Origin of the sequence: Kitasatospora dryopteridis, from assembly GCF_050749075.1 — a bacterium.
In the GTDB taxonomy this organism is placed as follows: domain Bacteria; phylum Actinomycetota; class Actinomycetes; order Streptomycetales; family Streptomycetaceae; genus Kitasatospora.
The window spans coordinates 6,420,072-6,440,335 of sequence record NZ_CP192749.1 but is presented as its reverse complement, the minus strand read 5'-3'; the positions used below and the strand labels follow the sequence as shown (position 1 = coordinate 6,440,335).

21 protein-coding genes and 1 pseudogene are annotated in these 20,264 nt (G+C 75.9%); 3 read left to right on the top strand and 19 right to left on the bottom strand.

Annotated elements, in window-relative coordinates; translation table 11 throughout:
* Positions 1-21: 21 nt before the first annotated feature.
* The 16 genes and pseudogenes from ACQ614_RS29040 to ACQ614_RS28965 form a co-directional block, all read right to left on the bottom strand.
* Positions 22-881: pseudogene (locus tag ACQ614_RS29040) on the bottom strand (zinc-binding dehydrogenase).
* Between the two features lie 166 nt (positions 882-1,047).
* Positions 1,048-1,761, bottom strand: coding sequence for a hypothetical protein (locus tag ACQ614_RS29035; RefSeq protein WP_431681782.1), 714 nt, complete (start codon positions 1,759-1,761; stop codon positions 1,048-1,050).
* Positions 1,762-1,854: 93 nt separating this feature from the next.
* The gene (locus tag ACQ614_RS29030; RefSeq protein WP_431681780.1) at positions 1,855-2,229 is read right to left on the bottom strand and encodes a GatB/YqeY domain-containing protein; all 375 of its coding nucleotides are present in this window, start codon (positions 2,227-2,229) and stop codon (positions 1,855-1,857) included.
* 135 nt (positions 2,230-2,364) lie between these two features.
* Entirely contained in the window at positions 2,365-6,099 is a 3,735-nt protein-coding gene (locus ACQ614_RS29025; RefSeq protein WP_431681779.1) for a LysM peptidoglycan-binding domain-containing protein, read from the bottom strand.
* On the bottom strand, positions 6,099-6,557 hold the full coding sequence (locus ACQ614_RS29020) for a hypothetical protein (protein WP_431681778.1): 459 nt from the start codon (positions 6,555-6,557) through the stop codon (positions 6,099-6,101). The genes ACQ614_RS29025 and ACQ614_RS29020 overlap by 1 nt, the downstream gene beginning before the upstream one ends.
* A 17-nt stretch (positions 6,558-6,574) precedes the next feature.
* On the bottom strand, positions 6,575-7,033 hold the full coding sequence (locus ACQ614_RS29015) for a TadE/TadG family type IV pilus assembly protein (RefSeq protein ID WP_431681777.1): 459 nt from the start codon (positions 7,031-7,033) through the stop codon (positions 6,575-6,577).
* Positions 7,030-7,443, bottom strand: a complete 414-nt coding sequence (locus tag ACQ614_RS29010) for a TadE/TadG family type IV pilus assembly protein (protein ID WP_431681776.1) — start codon at positions 7,441-7,443, stop codon at positions 7,030-7,032. The genes ACQ614_RS29015 and ACQ614_RS29010 overlap by 4 nt, the downstream gene beginning before the upstream one ends.
* A complete protein-coding gene (locus ACQ614_RS29005) occupies positions 7,440-7,715 on the bottom strand; it encodes a hypothetical protein (RefSeq protein WP_431681775.1) in 276 nt (91 codons plus the stop codon). Before ACQ614_RS29005 ends, ACQ614_RS29010 begins: the two co-directional genes overlap by 4 nt.
* A gap of 42 nt (positions 7,716-7,757) precedes the next feature.
* Positions 7,758-8,639, bottom strand: coding sequence for a hypothetical protein (locus ACQ614_RS29000; protein ID WP_431681774.1), 882 nt, complete (start codon positions 8,637-8,639; stop codon positions 7,758-7,760).
* Positions 8,636-9,586 carry a type II secretion system F family protein gene (locus tag ACQ614_RS28995; RefSeq protein ID WP_431681773.1) on the bottom strand — a complete coding sequence of 317 codons (951 nt, stop codon included), beginning with the start codon at positions 9,584-9,586 and terminating at the stop codon, positions 8,636-8,638. The genes ACQ614_RS29000 and ACQ614_RS28995 overlap by 4 nt, the downstream gene beginning before the upstream one ends.
* Positions 9,586-11,130, bottom strand: coding sequence for a CpaF family protein (locus tag ACQ614_RS28990; RefSeq protein WP_431681772.1), 1,545 nt, complete (start codon positions 11,128-11,130; stop codon positions 9,586-9,588). The genes ACQ614_RS28995 and ACQ614_RS28990 overlap by 1 nt, the downstream gene beginning before the upstream one ends.
* Positions 11,120-12,193 carry a hypothetical protein gene (locus ACQ614_RS28985; protein WP_431681770.1) on the bottom strand — a complete coding sequence of 358 codons (1,074 nt, stop codon included), beginning with the start codon at positions 12,191-12,193 and terminating at the stop codon, positions 11,120-11,122. Before ACQ614_RS28985 ends, ACQ614_RS28990 begins: the two co-directional genes overlap by 11 nt.
* Positions 12,193-13,020 (bottom strand): SAF domain-containing protein, encoded by an 828-nt coding sequence (locus tag ACQ614_RS28980; protein WP_431681769.1) that lies wholly within the window; start codon positions 13,018-13,020, stop codon positions 12,193-12,195. The genes ACQ614_RS28985 and ACQ614_RS28980 overlap by 1 nt, the downstream gene beginning before the upstream one ends.
* A gap of 56 nt (positions 13,021-13,076) precedes the next feature.
* A complete protein-coding gene (locus ACQ614_RS28975; RefSeq protein ID WP_431681768.1) occupies positions 13,077-13,802 on the bottom strand; it encodes an ATP/GTP-binding protein in 726 nt (241 codons plus the stop codon).
* 197 nt (positions 13,803-13,999) lie between these two features.
* Positions 14,000-14,407, bottom strand: a complete 408-nt coding sequence (locus ACQ614_RS28970) for a hypothetical protein (RefSeq protein WP_431681767.1) — start codon at positions 14,405-14,407, stop codon at positions 14,000-14,002.
* Between the two features lie 352 nt (positions 14,408-14,759).
* Positions 14,760-15,602, bottom strand: a complete 843-nt coding sequence (locus tag ACQ614_RS28965) for a hypothetical protein (RefSeq protein ID WP_431681765.1) — start codon at positions 15,600-15,602, stop codon at positions 14,760-14,762.
* Positions 15,603-15,719: 117 nt separating this feature from the next.
* On the opposite strand from ACQ614_RS28965, the gene ACQ614_RS28960 reads away from it, so the two are divergent.
* The 3 genes from ACQ614_RS28960 (at position 15,720) to ACQ614_RS28950 (ending at position 18,271) form a co-directional block, all read left to right on the top strand.
* Positions 15,720-16,169, top strand: a complete 450-nt coding sequence (locus ACQ614_RS28960; RefSeq protein WP_431681764.1) for a pyridoxamine 5'-phosphate oxidase family protein — start codon at positions 15,720-15,722, stop codon at positions 16,167-16,169.
* An 86-nt stretch (positions 16,170-16,255) separates the two neighbouring features.
* The gene (locus ACQ614_RS28955; protein ID WP_363489176.1) at positions 16,256-16,714 is read left to right on the top strand and encodes a MaoC family dehydratase; all 459 of its coding nucleotides are present in this window, start codon (positions 16,256-16,258) and stop codon (positions 16,712-16,714) included.
* Between the two features lie 354 nt (positions 16,715-17,068).
* Positions 17,069-18,271 (top strand): MBL fold metallo-hydrolase, encoded by a 1,203-nt coding sequence (locus ACQ614_RS28950; RefSeq protein WP_431684053.1) that lies wholly within the window; start codon positions 17,069-17,071, stop codon positions 18,269-18,271.
* On the opposite strand, the gene ACQ614_RS28945 is transcribed toward ACQ614_RS28950, so the two are convergent.
* The 3 genes from ACQ614_RS28945 to ACQ614_RS28935 all read right to left on the bottom strand — a co-directional run bounded on the left by ACQ614_RS28945 (position 18,261) and on the right by ACQ614_RS28935 (position 20,244).
* Positions 18,261-19,211 (bottom strand): DUF389 domain-containing protein, encoded by a 951-nt coding sequence (locus ACQ614_RS28945; RefSeq protein WP_431681763.1) that lies wholly within the window; start codon positions 19,209-19,211, stop codon positions 18,261-18,263. The two genes, ACQ614_RS28950 and ACQ614_RS28945, sit on opposite strands and share 11 nt — an antisense overlap.
* A gap of 69 nt (positions 19,212-19,280) precedes the next feature.
* Positions 19,281-19,658 carry a hypothetical protein gene (locus tag ACQ614_RS28940; protein ID WP_431681761.1) on the bottom strand — a complete coding sequence of 126 codons (378 nt, stop codon included), beginning with the start codon at positions 19,656-19,658 and terminating at the stop codon, positions 19,281-19,283.
* 49 nt (positions 19,659-19,707) lie between these two features.
* Positions 19,708-20,244 (bottom strand): TetR/AcrR family transcriptional regulator, encoded by a 537-nt coding sequence (locus ACQ614_RS28935; RefSeq protein ID WP_431681760.1) that lies wholly within the window; start codon positions 20,242-20,244, stop codon positions 19,708-19,710.
* Between the last annotated feature and the right edge of the window lie 20 nt (positions 20,245-20,264).

Here is a 20,264-nt window from a genome sequence, read left to right as displayed (position 1 = left end):
GGTCCGTGGTGACGGGCGGTCTTACTCCCGGACGACCAGGAGGGTCTTGCCGGTGGTCGCCCGGGACTCGATCGCGGCATGCGCCTCGGCCGCACGCTCCAGCGGGAACCGCTGCCCGATCAGCGGACGGAGCCGGCCGCCGCTCCTTCGGCGAGGGCCTCCGCGGTGGCGGCGCGCAGCAGCGCCGGGTCGGGCCGGCCCGGTGCGACGAGTTCCACGCCGCGGGCAGCGGCCGCCTCCGGCGGGATCGCCGCCCAGGTGCCGCCCGCCAGGCCGTAGCTGACCATCCGTCCGCCGGGGGCGAGCAGTTCGAAGGCGGCCCGGGCGAGGTCGCCGCCGACTCCGTCGAACACGACGTCCAGCCCGCCGGTGCCGGACCGGACGAGCTCCGGCCAGCCGGCCTCCCGGTAGTCCACCGCGTACTTCGCGCCGAGTTCCGCCGCAACGGCCGCCTTACGGGCACCGCCCGCCGCACCGACCACGGTCGCGCCCGCAGCGGCGGCCAGCTGCACCAGCAGGCTGCCGACCCCGCCCGCGGCCGCGAGGACCAGCACCCTGTCCCCGGCACCGACCCGGGCGGCCCGCAGCTGGAGGAGTGCAGTGCGGCCGTCCGCGAGCAGCGCCACCGCATCGTCCGGGGCCAGCCCTTCGGGCACCTCGAACAGGCCGTCGACGGCGGCGACCGCCCGCTCGGCGTACCCGCCGGAGCCTCCGGTGGCGGTCACCACCCGACGGCCGACCAGCCCGGCGTCCACCCCGTCGCCGACCGCCGACACCACGCCGCCGACGCCGTTGCCGGGGACGAGCGGCGGCACCGCGGCGAACGGGCCGCGCCCGGTCGCCCGGAACTGCGTCTCGACGAAGGTGATGTTGGCGTACACGACGTCCACCACCACCTGCCCCGGGCCCGGCACCGGATCGGGCGCCTCCCCCGCCACCAGCACCTCGGGCCCGCCGAACTCCCGCAACCACACTGCCCGCACAACCGCTCCCCGGCTCGTTCCGACTCCGTCGGGGTCAAGCCTGCAAGCTCAACCGCACTTCAAGTCAACCGTGCTTCGAGTCAACCGGACACGGCCCCGGGGACGCGGCCTCCGCGGTGCCGGTGTAGTGCGCCAGGTACTCGGCGAGGGCGGGCTCGGACGGCGGCCCCTCGCCGTGCACCGCGAACCAGAGCCGGTTCTCCACCCAGAAGCGGTAGGCGAACTCCTCGAAGGTCGGGGCGCAGCGGGCGATCGCCGCACTGAGGTCGGCCGCGCCGTCCGCCTCGTCCCACTCCGGCAGGTCCTCGAAGTCCAGCGGCGAGGCGACCACGAAGGACTCCCCCGAGGGGCGCAGGTACAGGTACCAGAGCACGCAGTCCTGCTGGTCCCGCAGGAAGCGGACCAACCGGGCGCCGGGCTCGACCGGGCTGGGCAGCGGGCCCGAGATGTCCGTCCAACAGGCCGTCACCGACACCTCGTCCAGCGCCCCGTGGCAGCGGGCCGAGGTGTGGAAGGCCGTGAAGTCCGCGGGCAGCTGCATGCCCGTCCCGGCGAGGGCCGCCGAGACACCGTCCAGCAGCGCCACCCGCTCCGGATCCGCCGGGCCGAGGCCGCCGAGCCAGCCGAATCCCCCGTCGAACCGGTCCGCCGCGAGCGGCGGCAGGCTCTCGTACGGGTACCACTCGTAGGTGCCCCGGCACGGCCGGTGGACGCCCAGGTCGGTGGCGCACCACCCGTCGACGAACGACACGGGCCGGTCGGATGTCAGGTCGGTCACGGCGGCTCCTCGGTGCGGTACTTGCTGCTGCACCGCATCCTGCCGCCCGGCACTGACATCCCACCGGGGCCCGCTCGGCCCTGCTCGGCCTGCTCAGGCCAGGTGGGCGAGCAGCACGGCGGCCTCGGCACGCAGCCGCTCCGCCCGGTCGGCCCGACCGGCGCGCTCGTACGCCTCGGCCGCCTCGGACCGCTCGGAGGCCTCGGCCCGGACGATCCCCACGATCTGCTCCTCCGTCAGCTCACGGCGGGGCACCTCCGCGGCGCCGGCGCCGACCGGGATCAGCTCGACCGCGAGGTTCCGGTCGGCGCCCTCGGGGCGCTCCACCGCCTCGGCGTTGTCCAGCGCCGCCAGGGTGGGCCGCAGGGCGTCGACGGCCACCCTGTCGCGCGCCTTCATGGCCGCCGTGAGGGCGGCCCGCAGGCGAGGGCGCAGGGGCATGTCCGTGGTCGTCGGCTCGCTCGTCATGGCCGGACGCTAACCGGCGTGCCGCCTTCACCGCGACCGAAATTGGCAGGGGGCATCCCAGGGGCGCGCGGGGGCACCTGACTTGACTTGCCCCGAATTGCAGGTGACCCGCGCCCCTGATTTCGCTTGCCCCTGCTAGGCGGCGAGGAGGTCGCGGAGGAGGGCGACGGTGTCCGGGTCGAGGTCGCGGCCGGTGCGGCGGCTCAGGGCGTCCAGGCGGTTGACGGCGCGGACGAGCTGGTCGCGGGCGCCTGCCGAGGCGTAGGCGTAGAACAGGTCGCGGTGCAGGAGTTCGACGTCCGGGGCGACGGCGAGCCCCCGGAAGATCGCCGCCTCCGCGGTGCGGTGGTCGCCGTACTGGAGCCGCCGGACCGCGAGTTCGTGCGCCGTGTCGACGATCGCGGCGAGCATGTCCTGCCGCTCGGGCTCGGCCCAGCCGTACGTGCCGGCCGCGGCCTCGGCGAACGGTGCGCCGCGGACGAGGGCGAGTGCGTGGGCGAGCGCGGCGTCCGCGGTGGAGCTGGTGGACCGCATGCCGCGCCGGTAGAGCCCGCGGAACTCGTCCCAGTCGCAGGTGACGGTCGGTGCCAGGGTATAGCCCTCCGGCTGGTCGGTGCGCAGGTAGGCGCGGCCGTCCTGGGAGGCGCCCAGCCAGGCGGCGAGGCGGGTGAGTTTGCCCGGCAGCGGGCTGGCGGCGAGGCCCGGCGCCAGTTCGGTGAGGTGGGCCGCGCCGGGGTGCAGGGCCCGGTCGAGGGTGCCGTGGTCGATGCCCGGGCGCAGTGCCAGCAGGGCGGCGAGCTCGGTGAGCCGGGGCACGGCGACCGGCTCGGTCGTCCCGGTGGCGCCGGTGATGTCGACCGGCCCGAGCAGCCGCACCCGGGGCGCCGAACGGCCGGTGTGCGCCTCCGGGGAGCGGAGGATGGCCAGCAGTTCGGCGCTGTCGGTGCGGGCCGCGGCGGCACGGGCCGGGCCGGCCGGGGCCGCGGTGTCGGGGGCCGGGTCATGGGTGGGAGCCGGTTCGGGGGCCGTCGCGGGCACCGGCACCGGGCCCGGCCGGTCGGGAACCGACTGCTCGGGAACGGACTGCGGCGGCACGGCCTGCGGCGGCACGGGCTGCGGCGGTTCCGGGCGGGCCGGTTCGGGCTGCGGCAGGCGGGCCGGGCCCGAGGCGGCGTGCCGGCCGATGCCGTTGACGGTGTGGCGCGGTGCCCGGTCGGCGGGCGGCGCGGCGGGATCGGGCCCGGCCGGGGGCTGCGGCGCGGGCGAGGGGACGGCGGTGAGCGGCGGAACCGCGGTGACCGCGGGCACGGGCCGGCCGGCGGCCGGTCCGTCCTTCCGCGGCGGGGTTGCGGTGGGGTCGGTGCCCGCGAACGGGCTGGCCCCGGTGCCGATGACGCGGGCGATCAGGCGGGGGCCTGCCCCGGGCCCGGCCGGGTCCGCCTCGGGGTCGGCGCTGCCGTTCGCGCCGTCCCGGTGTCCTTCGGAGGCGCCGACGGCGGTCAGGACGGGGACGGGAACGGGCAGTTCGGCGGGTTCGAGGTCGACGCCGGGTCCGTCCAGGGTCCATTCGGGTGCCGGGTGCTGGGTGGTGTCGCCGGAGCTGCGGACGAGCTCGACGAGGTGCCCGTACTGCGTCCGGTCCAGCCGCTGGAGCTCCACCTGGAGGTGCAGGCCGGGCAGGGTGGCCGCGCCGGTGCTGGGGAGCGTCCAGCGGGCGACCGGGCCGGCGCCGCGCTCCGGGGCGCGGGTGACGACGGCGAGGCAGCTGCGCGGCTTGGTGTCGAGGAGCCGGCCGAGTTCGGCGGGCACGTCGCCGCCGGGGGGCTGTGCGGAGAGCACGATCTCCGGCACCCAGGAGTCGTCGGCCTGCCCGCGGCTGCGGGCGTCGCGCGGGCTGGTGGCCTCGGCGGCGACCAGGGTGGCGCGGGCGCGGGCGGTGCGCGGGCCGAGTGCCCCGAGGGCGTGCTCCAGGGTGTCGTAACGGTGGACGCGTTCGGCGGCGCGGCCGGCGATCGGCAGGTCCTCGGCGAAGCCGACCAGGTGCAGGTGGAGTCGGTCGGCGAGCGGGCTGTGGGCGAGTTCCAGCGCGAGGGTGCGCAGGACGTCGTGGGAGTCGTCCGGGTGGCCGGAGAGGTGGACCAGCCGGACGGTCTCCAGGTCGGCGAGGACGACCGAGCCGTCCGGTGCGCTGCCGAGCGTCACCAGGGCCGGGTAGGGCGCGGCGGACTTGGCGGCCTGGCCGGGCGAGAGCAGTTCGTTCGAGTCCTCCGGGCACCACCACACGTTGTTGGCGTGTGCGGCGCGGAACGGCGCGATCGGCACGGCCGGGCCGGACAGGTGGAGTTCGACCGTGCGGCCGGGGGTGATCCGCGCGGCGACCAGGGCGGGCAGCCGCTTGCCGTTGCGGACGGTGTTGCGGGCCAGGGTGCGCAGCGCCCGGTCGAGCAGTTCGAGTGCGGGCACGTTCTGGCGTGCCTTCAGTTCGGCCTCGAAGGCGGCGGCGGGCGGGTCGGGGAGGGCGATGCGGTGGCGCGGCCTGCGGGCGCGCTGCTGGTCCCCGCGGCGGCGGGAGACCGTGCCGATCATGATGGCGGCCAGCAGGACGCCGACGGTGGAGGCGGCGAGGGCGGCGGTGTAGTCGCCGGAGGCCGCGTGGGCCGTGGTGCCGGTGCCGGCCGGCACGGCGGTGGGTGCGGTGTCGGCGGGGGCCGGGATCTTCACCACGGGGGTGTTGGGGGCGGGAGTGCTCGGGGCCGTCGGCGCCGGGGTGGCCGGTGCGGGTGTGGCCGGGGCCGGGGTGGCGTCGGCCGCCGGCGGCTCCGGCTGCCGGGGTTGGGGCTGCGGTTCGGCGGCCGGCGCGCCGGGGACGGCCAGCACCATGCCGGGGACCAGGACGTCCGGGTCGGTGAGCCGCTCGCCGTCGGGGGCGCGGACGCCCCGGTTGGCCTCGAACAGCTTGGGCCACTCGTCCCCGCTGCCCAGCTCCCGCCGGGCGATGGCGGACAGGCTGTCGCCGGGCGCGACGGTGACGGTGGCGTGCTGGGGGGTGTGCGGCTGCTGGGCGGCGGGGGCCGCGTCGGCCTTGGCGTCGGAGGGCATCTGCAGCTTCCAGCCCGGGTGGATCGGCCGGTCCGCGTCGAAGCGGCGCCCGGAATCGTCCATCACCCGGCCGTCGTTGAGCCGGGCGATCTCCTGCCAGCGCTCGCCCGAGCCGAGTTGGCGCTCGGCGATGGACCAGAGGCTGTCGGCGGGGCGGGTGTCGCGCACGGTGTAGACGGGGTGGTCCTGGGCGGGCGCGGCCGGGGCCGCGGCGGGTGCGGCCGCGGGCAGCGCGGCGTACTGGGGCGAGGCGGGCAGGGCGGCCGCCACGGCCTGCGGGCCGCGCTCGGGGGCGGCGGCGAACGCCGAGCCGGCCACCGGGAGCAGCGCGAGGACGGAGCCGACCAGGCCGGCCGCGATCCGCTGGCTCCAGCCGAAGGCCGGGATGCGGCGGGCGGCGCGGCCGCGCAGCTGCGCGGGGATCTCCAGCAGGACGGCGGCGGCGAAGCACAGCCAGGCGATCCAGCCGACGCCGACCAGTGCCCACAGGAACAGCCGTCCGTCGTCGGGGCTGGTCAGCAGGCCGGCCAGGCCGCCACCGGTGGCGGGTTCGCCCATCGAGGCGACCGCGAGGGTGCCGTAGCCGAGCAGGGCGGGCAGGCCGGCCAGCAGGGCGGCCAGGGCGACCAGCGAGGCGAGGGCGGCGGCCACCGAGCCGGCGGTCCTGCGGCGCCGGGGCCGGACGGGCACCGGCCGCCGGACGCCGCCGGGGGGCGCCGGGGTGCCCGAGGGAGCCGTACGGGCGGGGTCGTTGGCTCGTCGCGCGGCCATCAGCCGTTCTCCGCTTCCGTGATGCCGTGCACGAGGGTGGCCTTGCCGTACCCGTGCACCTCGAGGTGGGTGAAGTCGGGGAGCACCGCGCCGATCAGGGCGCTGGTGTAGGTGCCGGTGGTCCGCACCTCGACGGTGCGTTCGTCCACCAGCCGGGTCCTGCCCGTGAGGTTGTACGCCGCCAGGTACTCGTCGGCGGCCTGCGCGGCGGCCTCCTCGCTGACGATGCGATAGCCGCGGCCCTGCAGGACGGCCTCCACGTCGAGCTGCTGGCTGGCGACGCGGGCGGCCTCCTGGGCGCGCGCGTCGGCGCGTTCGATGGCGCGCAGCCGGCCGCCGAGGTCGAGCACGATGCCGACCAGGACGACCAGCGCCGCCGCGCAGATCGCGACGTACAGCGACAGTGCGCCGTCGTCCGGTCCGCGGCGCAGCCGCGGCAGTCTCCTCCGGTGTGCCACCGGCCCCCCTCTCCTGCTCAGTCGCCGCGGTACCGGTCGACGACCGAGGTGAACTCCCCCGTCATGGTCTTGTCCCCCTGGAGCCCGTCCACACCCAGCAGGTCGCGCAGCGGCACCGAGCACCGCACCCGCACGGTGACGGTGTCGAGTTCGCCGCCCGGGGTCTGCACGGTGCCGTACGAGACCGGTGTGACCGGGTCCTGCGAGCAGCGGACGCTGCGGCGGCCGAGGACGTCCTGGACGGCGTCGGCGGCGGCCTGCCGGGCGCCGTCCTCGGTGCGGGCCAGCGAGGCGGCGCGGGCGCCGGCCCGGGCGGCGGCGTCGACGACGGCGCCGGTGCTCTGCACCCGGCCGGCGGCGACGACGATCAGCACGAAGGCGAGCACCACCGGCAGCAGCAGCGCCGCCTCGACCGGAACGCCGCCCGCGTCGGGGCCGGCGGCGGTCCGCGGCCGGCGCGGGGCGGGGCCGGTCACCGCGGCCCGCCCTGCGGGACGAACCGCTCGCGGGGTGCGCTGAGCGTCTCGGTGATCGTCAGCCGGTCGAAGAACGGCACGATCGACTGCGGACGGACCGTCACCGTCATCTGCTGGGTCTCGGTGTCCGATCCGGTGTGGTCCACGCTCTCGAGTTCGGCGAGCTTGCCGAACCGGGCCAGGAACTCCTTCACCCGGACGTCCCCGTCCTCGGCGACTGCGCCCTGCACCCGGCCGGCGTCCACACCCTCGCGCAGCGCGGTGAGGGCGGCCTGGTCGGCGTACCACCAGAGCGAGGCCTGCACCACGAGCATGACGGCGAGCAGCACGACCGGGAAGAGGACGGCGAGGCCGAGGACGACCGCCCCGCGGTCGCGGAGGGCGGCGGGGACGCACGGGCGACGGATCACTTCACCGCGTCCGGGACGTCGGTGGGGATCTTGCTCTCGGCCTTGCCGGCGAGCACCTTGACCGCGGCCAGCACCGCACCGGCGATGGCGACCATGACGATGATGGTGAGCGCGAGTTCGATGCTGATCGCGCCGCGGTCGCCGGCGGCGCGGGCGGCGCGCAGTCTGCCGAGGCGGACGTGCAGGAAGGGCGCGCCGAGCCGCAGCGGCAGCAGCACGGGCAGCAGCAGGGCGGTCAACAGGGGCTTGAACCAGGCCGTGATCGGGGTCATGGTGTGGTCTCCAGGACGGGGCGGTCGGTGGTCGTCGGCTGCTCAGCTGACGTCGAGCATCTGGTACAGCGCGGGGAAGACGATCAGCACCGTCATGAGCAGGGTGAGGACCGCGCCGGGCGCGACCATCCGCTCGCTGTCGGTGTTGGCCTGCGCCAGTTCCTCGGCGAGGAGCTCGCCGCGGAGGCTCTTGGCGCGGGCACGCAGGGTGTCGTACACGGCGGCGCCGTCGGTGCCGGAGATCCGCATGATGTCCGCGAGGTCCTGGAGGGGGGTCAGGCCGAGGTCCTCGGCGAGCGCGTCGAGGCCGTCCCAGGGCGGCAGCCGGTCGGTGGCGGCGCGCTCCAGGGCGTCCCTGATCCGCCGGAAGACGGTGCCGCGGCCGACCGCGGCGGCCCGGCGCAGCGCCTCGGCGGGGCCGCAGTCCGCGGCCCGCTCCAGCGCGACGAGTTCCAGGTAGGCGGCGATGCCGTGCAGGTACTCGGTGCGGGCCTCCTTGGCCTCGCCGGCGACGATGCCGTCCGGGACGAGCCACAGCAGCACCGCGAGCAGCGGCCCGGCGAGCAGCGGGACGGCGATCGGCAGGCCGATCCCGGCCACCGCGGCCATCGCCGCCAGGTAGCCGGGCAGCATCAGGCCGACCAGCGCGAAGAGCAGCTTGTGCGCCATGAACCGGGCCGGGCTGCGGCCGATCAGGGCGAGCTGCCGGTGCGGGATGCGGGCGCCGGGCAGCCGCAGCGAGTCGGCGCCGATCCGGTCGTACCAGGCGGGCCTGGTGTCCTCGGCGGGCCGCGGGTCCGGGGTGCGGTGCAGCCGGCCCAGGGCCTGGCCGAGGTCCGGCGGGGCGGGGCGGAGTTCGGCGAGCAGCAGGGCGAGGCCGCCGGCGGCGGCGCCGCCCGCCAGCACGGCCCAGGGCGAGATCATCGGGCCTCCTCGGCGGCCGCCGGGGCCGGCTCCGGCTCGGCCGGGTCGCCGGGCAGCCGGCCGGCCTTGCTGCGCCGGTCGGGTTCGATCAGCCGGGGCAGCGGGGTGTGCGCGGCCAGCGAACGCATCCAGGCGATCACCGCGACGAAGGCTGCGGCGACCACGGCCAGCACCACCTGGCCGGTGACGCTCGCATAGGGCGCGGTGTAGCGGGAGTTGAACGCGCCGACCAGGATCACCGCCAGGATGATGCCGACCAGCCAGCGCACGGTGGTGCGGTGCTTGGCCCGGTCGGCCTCGATGGTGCGGCGCTGGCGGACCTCCTCGCGCACCGAGTCGGCGATGTCGGCGAGCGCCCGGGCCAGGCCGGGGCCGCTGTCACCGGCCCGCAGCAGCAGTGCGGCGAGCACCTTGTCGGCGGTGGCGTCGGCGAGTTCGTCGCCGAAGGCGCGCAGCGCGTCCTCCGGCCGCCAGCGGGACTGCAGCCGGGCGGCGAGGTCGTTGATCTCGGCCTCCAGGCCGGGCGGGGCGGTGCGGCGGCTGGTGACGATGGCCTGGTTGAGGCCGACGCCGAGCAGCAACACGTCGGCGAGGCGCTGGGTCCACTCGGCGAGCGCCTCCAGGCGTTCGATCCGCCGGGTGTCGGAGCGGGTGGCGTCGTACAGCCAGGGCAGGCCGAAGACGGCGAGCGGCACCAGCAGGGCGGTCAGCGGGATGCCGGTGAACAGCCAGGCGCCGGCGCCGCCGGCCAGCGCGAGCATCGCCTGGATGCGCCGCTGCCGGGCCCGGCCGGGGGTGGCGGTGCCGGGGGCGCCGTACCAGAAGACATGCAGCCGGCCGGTGCCGGGCCGGGTCTCGGGCGGGGCCTCGCGGGTGCCGACCAGGCCGACGACCAGGGCGACCAGTCCGCCGGCGACGGCGAGGCCGCAGAGCACGAAGAGCAGCATCAGCGGCCACCGCCGATCCGCAGCGCCAGCGGGGCGCCCCAACTGCCGTACGGGGACTGCAGCAGGCCGGCGTCGAAGCCGGCCCGGCGCAGGTCGTCCAGGCACTGCGGCGGGGTGTGCGGGACGGCCCTCGGCTCGCCCTGTTCGGGGCGCGGGCCGAAGACCTGGTTCATCGCCGGGCGGCCGCTCTCGCCGAGGCCGGTGACCTCCAGGACGTGCGAGACGAAGCGGTGCCGGCGGCCGCCGACGGCGGTCTCGTCGACCATGGCGACGTGCACGACGAAGTCGACGGCGTTGGCGGTGAGCCGGTAGGCGAGGCTGTCGGTCATGTGGGCGCCGTACTCCAGGCAGAGTTCGGCGATGCGGTCGACCACCATCTGCGGTGTGCGGGCGTGCAGGGTGCACATCGAGCCGCCCTCGCCGTTGGTCATGACCCGCAGCATGGGCACGACCTCGGCGGAGCGGACCTCGCCGACGATGATCCGGGAGAGCGTCATCCGCAGCGCGGCGGGGATGAGTTCACCGATCGTCAGCTCGCCGGCGACCCGGCCGTCGACCCGCTCGCCGTTGCCCTCGCGGGCCTCCATCGGCACGACCTGGCGCAGGTGGCCGAGGGTGTGCAGCCACAGCTCGAACTCGGTCTCCAGGGTGCCGACCCGCTCGTCCGGCGGGATCTCGGCGGCCATGGCGCGCAGCAGGCTGGTCTTGCCGACGCCCTGGGTGCCGGTGATCATCACGTTCTTCTTGGCCCGGATCGCAGCCGCCAGGAAGGCCGCCAGCGTCGGGTCGAGCGTGCCGAGGCCGACCAGGTCGCCGAGCGTCGCCGAGGCGACCCGGTGCCGGCGGATCGCCACGTACGGGCGCGGGGTGACCTCGGTCAGCGCCTGCAGGCGCATCCCGCCCTCCAGCCGCAGTGCCAGGGTGGGGCTTGCGGTGGAGAGGGTGCGCTCGCCGCCACCGTGCTGGCGGGCCAGGTCCTGGAGCAGTTCGACGAGTTCGGCGTCGTTGTCGGCGATCGGCGGGACCTGCCGCAGCGGCTCGTTGGCCCGCGAGACCCACACGTCGTCGCAGCCGTTGACCAGGATGTTCTCGATCTCCGGGTCGTCCAGGTACGGCTGCAGCCGGCCGGCCCGGAACAGCAGGTCGTAGACGGCCTCGGCGAGGGCGCGGTCCTGGTCCCGGGTGGGCGGGATGCCGTGGGTCTGCGCGTACGCGTCGGACCAGCGGGCCACCGCCTCCTCGATCAGGGCCCGGCCGCGCTGCCGCCGGGTGGCCCGGTCGACCTCGCCGGCGCCCTCCAGCTTGGACAGCTGCTGGTGGAGTTCGGCCGCGACCTGGCGCTTGAGCTCGCGGGCGACCTGCGGGTCCACCGCGGGCTTGGCGCCGACCGGCTGCAGTGCGTGCACGGGCGGCACGGCGGCCGCCGGGGGCACCGGGGCCGCCGGCCGGACCGGTCCTGTGGTGAACCCGCCGGCCGGTCCGGCCGGGACGGGCACCGACCAGGGCAGCGAGGACGGCCCCTGCTGGAGCGGACTACCGCGCACGGAGCACCTCCCCGTACCCGGTCTGCGGCTGCTGCCGGTCCGACGGCGGGAACGGCGCGGGCGCGGGCGGCTGCGGCACGGCCGGCGGGGCGATGTGCTGCGGGAAGCCCGACGGGTACGGCTGCTCGGGAGCCGGTGCCGCCCACGGCCGGCGCCCCTGCACCGGGCCGAGCACCGGCCCCGGCTGCGGGTACCCGCCCTGCGGCCGGTCGGCCTGGGGGTACGCCTCCTGCGGCTGGGCGGCCTGCGGCGGTGCCGGCTGCTCATGGGGCTGCGGGGCGAGCCGATGCCGTCGCCGGGCCGCGACCTCCTGGATACGGTCGGCCGCGCTGCGCACCGTGCGCATCAGTTCGGAGCGGACGAAGCGCCGGTCGGCGGTGTCCCCGCCGTCGGAGAGCACCCGTGCGGTGCGCGGCGCGAACGGCAGCAGGCCGAGCGCCGAGACGCCGAGCTCCCGGGCGGCCTCCGCCAGCGGGTACGGGCCCTCGGCGACCGGCAGCAGCCCGAGCGCGTCGGCCCCCGAACCGGAGGTCTCGAGGTCGTCCCGCAGGGCGGCGAGCCGGGGCCGGGCCGCGGACAGGCCGCGCAGCGTGGTCCGGACGGACGCCGCCACCACGTCGGCCCGCCGGGCCAGCACGGAACCCGGTCCCAGGGCTCCGGAGCGGCCGAGATCGACGATCACGTCGTAGCCGTGGGCGTCGAGCGCATGGAAGGTGTCGGCCAGCGGCTCCCAGGTGTAGGCGAGGCCGGGCGCCTGCGCCGGATCGGTGAGGCCGGGCAGCAGCAGCCGGTCCGCGGCGCCGTCCGGGGACAGGTCGACGAGTTGCTCCCACATGGTCTGGGCGAGCAGGCCGCGGCGGTCCGCCACGGCCAGGTTGCGCAGCCCGTACACCGCCTCGATGCGGCCCTCGAGGGCACCGGCGAGCACGGCGCCGCCGTCCGGGTCGCACTCGGCGAGCAGCACCCGGCGGCCCGGCCGGAGCGGCCAGGAGAGCAGCAGGGCGAGGGCGGTGGTGGTGGCGCCGGGCGCTCCGGGGCCGCCGACCACGGCGACGACGGCCATCAGGTGCCACCCCCCGCCGCGCCACTGCGCGGGCTGCCGGTGACCTTCCCGGACGCGCTGCCCGACGGGGTGGCGCCCGGGCTTCCGGCTGCCGCGGTGCCGCCCGCGGACGGTGCCGGGTCGGGCGCGGCGGCCGCCGCCCGGGGCGCCAGGATCACCTGGAACCTGCCGGTGGCCACCCAGCCCGCCAGCCGCGGGCCGTCGCCCGCGGGGACGGCCACGTCGACCACCTGGCTGCCGTCGGTGTCGACCTTGCCGACGCCCACCACCACGGCGGAGAGCGTCTCCGGTGTCCGGACGACCGGCTGATCGGACTTGGCGTCCGGGGTGAACACCACGAGCACCTGCAGGCCGGACTGCAGCCGGGTGGCCGGCAGCTGGGTGCGCTTGGCGGCCAGGCCGACGACCTGCTGGCCCGGCTGCAGGGCCGGATCGGCGGTCAGGTCCGCCTTCAGCAGCAGGGCGCCGCGCTTGAGGTCCGTGGTGGCGCGCAGCCCGACGGTGCGGGCCCGGTCCCGGGCGTCCAGGGGCCGCAGCGCCGGGTCGCCGGCGATGTGGGCGACGACCAGGTCGTCGGCGGTGATGGTCTGGCCCATCGGGACGTCACGGGCCAGGGCCAGGACGGCGATCCGCTGCCCCGAACTGTTGTAGAGCGCCGCACCGCCGAGTCCGCCGGCCGCGATCAGCGCGACCGCCATCGCCAGCACGGCGGGCCTGCGCCGGCGTGCCCGCAGGGTGCGCGGCGGCACGTGCGGGGCGGGGCGGACCGGGTCGGGGGCGAGGGCGGCGCTGCCTGCGCTCGGCGTCGGGACGTTGCGGGTTTCCACCGGGCTGGGGCCTTTCCGGAGCTGTGGTTCGGCGTGGTCGGGCGGGATGCTGACGGTCAGTTGAGCGCCTGCGCCTCGGCGACCTTCAGCGGCATCGGCTCGTCGGTGGTGACCAGGTAGTCGACCGCGAACACCCGCGCCCCGGTGTCCGACCGGACGGCCTCGACCCGCCAGGTGAGCGTGGCGGTCAGGTAGAAGGTGTGGTCGTCCGGCTTCACCGAGGCCGTCCGGTACGTGTATCCGCACGAGGGCTGGCCGCCCGCGCCGGCCTTGTACTCGGTGCCGGGGCCGGTGCAGTCCACGCCCTGCGCGCCGTCCCCGGTGTCCCAGTGCACCTTGGTCAGCCGGGCGGTGGCGGTGACGCTCATCGTCCGGCCCTTGGCGGTGGCGCTCTGCGGGCCGGCGGTGGTCGGCGTCGCGGTGTACCAGAGCCAGACCGGCACCCCGACGACGGCGGTGCCGGACGGGGCGGCGTGCAGCGACGGCGCATCGAAGTGGATCATGCCGAGCGCCTTCATGCCGAGGTCGTACGGGCGGTCCGGCGGCGGCGGGCCGCCGGGCGGCTGCGCGAAGAACATCGGCGGCTTGGGCGACATCTGACCGCCGACACCACGGCAGTTGACGTCGTACACCGCCCCCTCGGACGGCGCGTGGCCCGCCCAGGACGGATCGCCGGCGGGCGGCTGCGGCTCGGACCGGTGGTAGTAGCAGCCGTCGGCCGTCGAGAACCACCCGAGGTCGTCGTCCCAGCAGGGCCACTGCTGCCCGTTCCAACTGCACATCTGCACCCCGCCGTCCGACCCCCCGGTCGTCCCGCCGCTCCCCCCGCCGGAACCACCGCCCCCACCGGGTTCGGTGACGACGATGCAGATGTCGCGGACGGCGCACGGATTGACGCCGCCGGTCGGTTCACCGGCCGATGCCGGAGTCGCCGGCGCAAGCAGTAATGCCGACAGCAGCAGGGCACGAACGATCGTCTTCAGCATGTGCGGCCCACCTCGCGTTCGAAGTCGACGATCACCCATCGGCTGCCGTCCCTCCGCAGGGAAACGGTCGCCGGATACCGGGTGAAGCGCTGTGCGGGATCTTTTACGGCACCGCTCGATGCGTCCGCCTGGTGCCAATCGCTCACATCGAGGCAATCCTCCACGACCGCGGTCTGCGGATCGGTGGCGAGATCGAGCCTCTTCACCAGCGCCGAGTTGCGCGGGCTTCCGGTCATCACGAGCTTTGCGTCGTGCAGTTGGTGCAGGCTTGCCAGGGCTTCGCTCAATGCCCGCCCGGTGGAGTACGAGCGCAGTTGGGAACCGTCCGAATCCGATCGTGCGAACGCGTCGGCCTGCGCCTGCCACCAGGCCCGATACGTCGTCAGAACGGCTCGCGCCACTGCCCCGTCGACCCCTTCGGCGGGGACGGCAGGGGCGGTGCCCGAACCACCCGAAGGAGTTACTGCAGTCCCACCGGGAACACTGGCCACAGGAGTACCCAGACGATCCGCAGAACCGCCGGTTCCGGCGGAACCGCAGGCACTCAGCGCCAACAGCAGTGCCACCCCACCGATCCCGACCGCCCCAGGGCGCAACGAATTTCCGCGCTGCCGCATAGCCCCACCTCATCGCGCCCGACCCCGTCCGCGGCCATGGTCGCAGAAGTCCCTCCGCCGTCCCTCGGTGCTGCCGCGGGGGCATCGATTCTTCGCCCGCCCGCCCCTGCTCAGCAACACCCCGGGCGGTCCGACCTTACGCGGTGGGCGGATCGGTTGGGGCGCTTTCCCGCCACAGAACTGCCAACAGTTCATCAGAAAGCGACAATCCGGCCAATGCGCCCTTCACTGCGGCGCGATTGCGCATCAGGAGTCGCCCCCCGTCACCGGGAACGAGCGCGAGGGCCTGTCCGGCCGCGAGGGCGCCGCCGTCCCGGAGGGCGAGTTCGTACTCGAGGGCGGGCTGGAGTTCCTGCGGCCCGAGGGCGGCGGGTGCACCGGGCACGCCCTGGTCGAGGACGTGCCCGAGGACCCGGCTGAACGAGCCTTCACCGCCGGGCCGGACGGCGTCCCGGCCGCGCCGCCCCGGCTGGTGACGGCCGATCCGGCCCCACAGCGGGACCCGGGAGTGCGTGATCAGTTCTCCGGCGGCGTCCTCGCGGGCCAGCGCCGCCCAGGTGTCGCGGTCGGCGACCGCGTCGACGATCAGCAGGGTCTCCTCCTGGCCGCCGTGCACCATGGCGCTGACCACCCAGTCCCAGGCGAGGCCGCGCCGGTACGCGTTGTCCGGGGTGGAGCCCGCGGTGACCAGGGCGATCCGCCGTCCTCTCGGGTCGGCGGTCAACTGGCCGAGCAGGCAGACCACCAGCCACCGGGCGGGTCTCGCGGCGGCGGCCCGCAGGGCGGTGAGCATGGTGTTGGCGTCGGCGTCCGGTGCGAGGACGGTGGGCCGGCAGCCCCGGAGGCCGGCGTCGAAGGTCCGGCCCGGCAGGGCCTCGGCGAGCACTCGGGCGCCCTCGGCGGCCTGTGCCGAGCCGGCCCAGCTGCGGTCCGGCCCCCCGTCCGCGCCGATCACCACCAGTTCGATGCCGCCGCCCACCCCGCACCAGCCCCCTCCGCCGTTTGCCGCTTCCGGCGACAAGCTACCGCCGTAGGACCCCTCGAACGGGGACCATCGGCCCTACCGGCCCCGGGGGCACCCCTCGAGCATCGTGCTATGGAGTACGAGGACCCTGTCGAGGAGCTGAGCGAGGCCGAGTGCCGCCGCCTGCTCGGCACCGTGCCCGTCGGGCGCGTGGTGTACACCGAGCACGCACTGCCCGCGGTGCTGCCGGTGGCGTTCGAGGTGGCGCCGGACGGCAGGCTGGTCCTCGCCCTGCGCGCGGACAGCAGGACGGCACGGGCGCTGGACGGCACGGTCGCCGCGTTCCAGGCCGACGTGCTCGACCCGGCGACCCGCACCGGCTGGAGCGTGCTGGTGCACGGCCACGCCGAGGTCGTCCGCGACCACCGCGCGCAGGACGGCCTGTACGACGCCGGGCTGCGGCCCTGGGTGGGCGGGCCGCGGCCGGTGTACGTGACCCTCACCCCCGAGCTGGTGGGCGGCCGTCGGCTGCGCCCGGCCGTGGCTCCGGCCTGGCCGGACGGCGCGGCGGCCCCCCGCTGACAGGTGACCGGCCGGTAGGCATACTCTCCGACTGTCCCTCCGGGCGCAGCCGTGGGGACCGGAGCCCCCGACCCCACCTGGAGCGCATTGTGACGACGTTCGCCTCCCTGACCGACCTGAAGGCCGCGGTCGGCACCGAGCTCGGTACCAGTGAGTGGCACACCATCGGCCAGGAGCAGGTGAACCTGTTCGCCGAGGCCACCGGGGACCACCAGTGGATCCACGTGGACCCGGCGCGGGCGAAGGAGAGCCCGTTCGGCGGCACGATCGCGCACGGCTACCTGACGCTGTCACTGATCCCGGTGCTGGCGAAGGAGTGCTACGGCGTCGAGGGCGTCCGGATGGCGCTGAACTACGGCTCGGAGAAGGTGCGCTTCCCCGCGCCGGTCCCGGTCGGCACCGCGGTGCGGGCCACCGCCGAGCTGCTGTCGGCCGACGAGGTGCCGGGCGGGGTGCAGGCGCTGGTGCGCTTCACGATCACCAGCGAGGCGAGCCCCAAGCCGCACTGCGTCGCCGAGACGATCACCCGGTTCTACGCGGCCTGACCGCCGACCGATCCTCCGCACCCGGACGGGCCCGCTGTTGCAGGGGCCCGTCCGCGCGTGTCCGGGGCCGGGCCGGGGCGTCCGCCGAACGGCGCGCCCGATCATGTTTCGGCCGGGCCCGTACGGGCCAGGAGGGGTAGTGTCCGGTTGCGACGGTCGTCGTACGGCAGCGGAGCCACAGCGCCACCACCGTACGCCTCCGGCCGGCCGGCATTCGCGACCGCGGGCGTCGGGCGGTCACCGCCGTACGGATGTCCCGACCGTGGAGGTGCCGTGCCCAGCTCCGTCCCCTGGATCGCCCGTGCAGCCGCCCTCGCCGCCCAGTTCGGCACCCCGTTCACCGACACCGGCGGCATCGGCCGGCTGCCGCGCCGGACGTGGCACCTGATCCGCACGGACGCCTTCGGCGCCGATCCCCGCGGAGAGCGGCTGGAGCGCATCAGGCGCTCGCCGCAGTTCCGGGACGGCGCCTTCCGCAACCCCGTTCCCACCCGCCGACTGGCCGCCGGGTACTCGCCGCTGTCGGTGAGCCGGGCCCAGCTGGCCGGCGACCGGACGCGCCGGGTGCCGGCCGCGCCGGTGCCGCTGCACCGGCTGCGCCCGCTCGACCTGGCCGAGCCGCCGGCGTCCGGCCTGCGGCTGACCTGGCTCTGCCACGCGACGGTGCTCGCCGAGATCGACGGCCGCCGGGTGCTGTTCGACCCGGTGTGGGGCGAGCGCTGCTCGCCGTTCTCCTGGACGGGCCCCAAGCGGCTCCACCCGATGCCGGTCGACCTGGCCGAACTCGGCCCGGTGGACGTGGTGGTGGTCTCGCACGACCACTACGACCACCTCGACATGCCGACCGTCAAGGCACTGGCCGCCACCGACACGGTGTTCGCCGTGCCGCTCGGCGTCGGTGCGCACCTGGAGCACTGGGGTGTGCCGCCGCGGCGGATCGTGGAGCTCGACTGGTGGGAGTCGGCCGAGGTCGCCGGGCTCGCGCTGACCGCCGCGCCCGCCCGGCACTACTGCAGCCGCGGCCCGCGCACCCATCCGTACGCGCTGTGGGCCTCCTGGGCGGTGGCCGGCCCGGAGCACCGGGTGTTCCACAGCGGGGACACCGGCTACTTCCCGGGCTTCACCGAGATCGGCGCCCGGCTCGGCCCGTTCGACGCGACGATGGTGCAGATCGGGGCGTACAGCGACTTCTGGCCCGAGGTCCACATGACGCCGGAGGAGGGCGTGCAGGCGCACCAGGACGTGGGCGGCGGGCTGCTGCTGCCGATCCACTGGTGCACCTTCAACCTGGCGCCGCACCCGTGGGAGGAGCCCGCGGAGCGGACGGTCGCGGCGGCGCAGGCGCTCGGCGTGCGGTTCGCGGTGCCCCGTCCCGGTGCGCCGTTCGAGCCTGCCGATCCGCCGGCTCCGGCCCTGTGGTGGCGTGCGGTCGCCGCGGTGCCCGGGGCCGACGGCCTGACCGTGCCGGACGGGCTGGCTTCGCCCGCCCCCGCCGCCTCCCGGCGGCCGACCCGCAGCACGGCGGCGACCGCGGAGGACGACGGCATCACGGTGTGACGTCGCGGACCCGGCGGTGGGACCGGACGGCCTTCCAGACGACGTTCTGCACCAGCAGGGTGGCGACGCCTGCCACGACGATGCCGAACATGTTCAACAGCAACTGCACCGCCGAACCCCTGCCCTGGGCGAAGTCACCGTAGGCGATCGCGGCGGCGGCGTTGGCCGCGGCCGGGACGGTGGTCACCGAGATGGCGACACCGACCAGTGCCCCGGCCTTCGCCGAGGTGAGCGAGAGGAGTCCGGCGACGCCGGCCAGCAGGGCCACCACGAAGGAGGTGGCATCGGGCTTCCAGATGAACGAGGTGTTCGGCCGGTCGGCCTCGAACATGGCCTTGGTGAACAACCCCAGCTGATCCATCAGCAGGCAGAAGCCAACGGTGAGCAGCATGGCGAACGCGAAGCCGGCCACCAGGGCGGTGAGCGAGCGCAGGGCCGGCCGGCCCCGCCGCTGGACGAGGGCGACGCACAGCCCGGCGAGCGGTCCGAACTCCGGGCCGACGGCCATGGCGCCGACGACCAGGATCGCGCTGTCGAGCACGGCTCCGCAGGCGGCGAGCATCGTCGCGACGGTGAGGAAGGCCAGGTAGACGGCGGTGAGGGTGGACTCCTCGTGGGTGATCTCGGAGACCGCCTCCCAGACCAGGGCGTCGGCGCCCTCGCCCGGCGCCTCCTCCTCGGCCTTGTCCGCGGCGGCGGAGATCGTCAGCGCGACCTCCTCGACGTTGATCGCGCCGCGCTCGGCCAGGCCCAGTTCGCGGAGCTCGCCGAGGAGTTCGTCGGCGGACTCGCGGGCGATGTCGCAGAGCACCACGTCGCCCGCGGGGCGGACGGCGGAGTCGGGCAGGACGATCACGTGGGTGGCGCCCACGCAGTCGTCGAGGCTCTTCAGGACGGTGTCCCGCAGGTCGACGGGGACGATCAGGCGCAGGTGCAGCACGGAGGCTCCGCGGAGGTGGACCGGTCGGACCAGCTCACCCTAGGGCTTGGGCAGAGCCGTCCGCACCGGTCAGACGGGGCCGGCCCCGGCGGCGTGGGCGCGCATGGCGTCCTCGACCAGGGCGACGGCCGCGCGCGGGTCGGCGACCTCGACGACCAGGCGGCTGTACCGCTCGTCGGCGAGCTCCACCACGACGGCTCCGGCGGGGTTGTGGACGTCCCAGAAGATCCATTCGCCCTGGGAGCGGAAGGTGCCGGCGGTGATCACGCCCGGCAGGTGGGTGCCGCCCATCCGGATGCCCTTGGACTCGTGGACGATGCCGGGGTCGGCGGTGGCGCCGCGGACGTTGGCCAGCGGTATCTCCAGTCGGCTGCGCAGGGCCCACAGTTTGTCGAGGCCCTCGACCTCGACGACCAGGGTGTCGTCCACGACGGACAGGCGTGCCATCTGATAGCTCCTCGGGTGGTGGTGGAGGGCGGCGGGTGGGCCGGCCCGGTCAGGGGGTGAGGCGGTCGGCCAGTGCGAGGACGGCGGCGGCCGCCGGGCGGCCGCCGGCGGCGCGTCCGCGCAGCCGCAGGCCGAGCACGGTGGCCGCCAGTGCCTCGGCGAGAGCGGGCGCGGTGTCACCGGGGCCGAGGACCGCGGCGACCGCGGTCTCGAGGGCGGCAACACCCTCCTCGACCAGGGCGGCGGCGTCCGGGTCGGCCGCGGCCCGTTCGGCTGCGGCGAGCAGCAGCAGCCCGGCGGCCGGCCCCGCGTCGTACGCGGCGGCGGCCTGCGCCAGGGCGGTGGGCAGCGAGCCCGCGGCGGCGACGGCCGCCGCGACCGGGAGGACGTCCCGGTCCAGGTGGCGGCGGAGGGCGGCCAGGTAGAGGCCGCGCTTGCTGCCGAACACCTTGTACAGGCTGCCCCGGTGGACGCCGAGCGCGCCCACCAGGTCGTCGACCGAGGTGCCCTCGAAGCCGTGCACGGCGAACAGCCGGGCAGCGGCCTCGACGGCCTCGTCCTCGTCGAAGGCGCGTGGTCTTCCCATGCGCCGAACCGTAGCGAGTT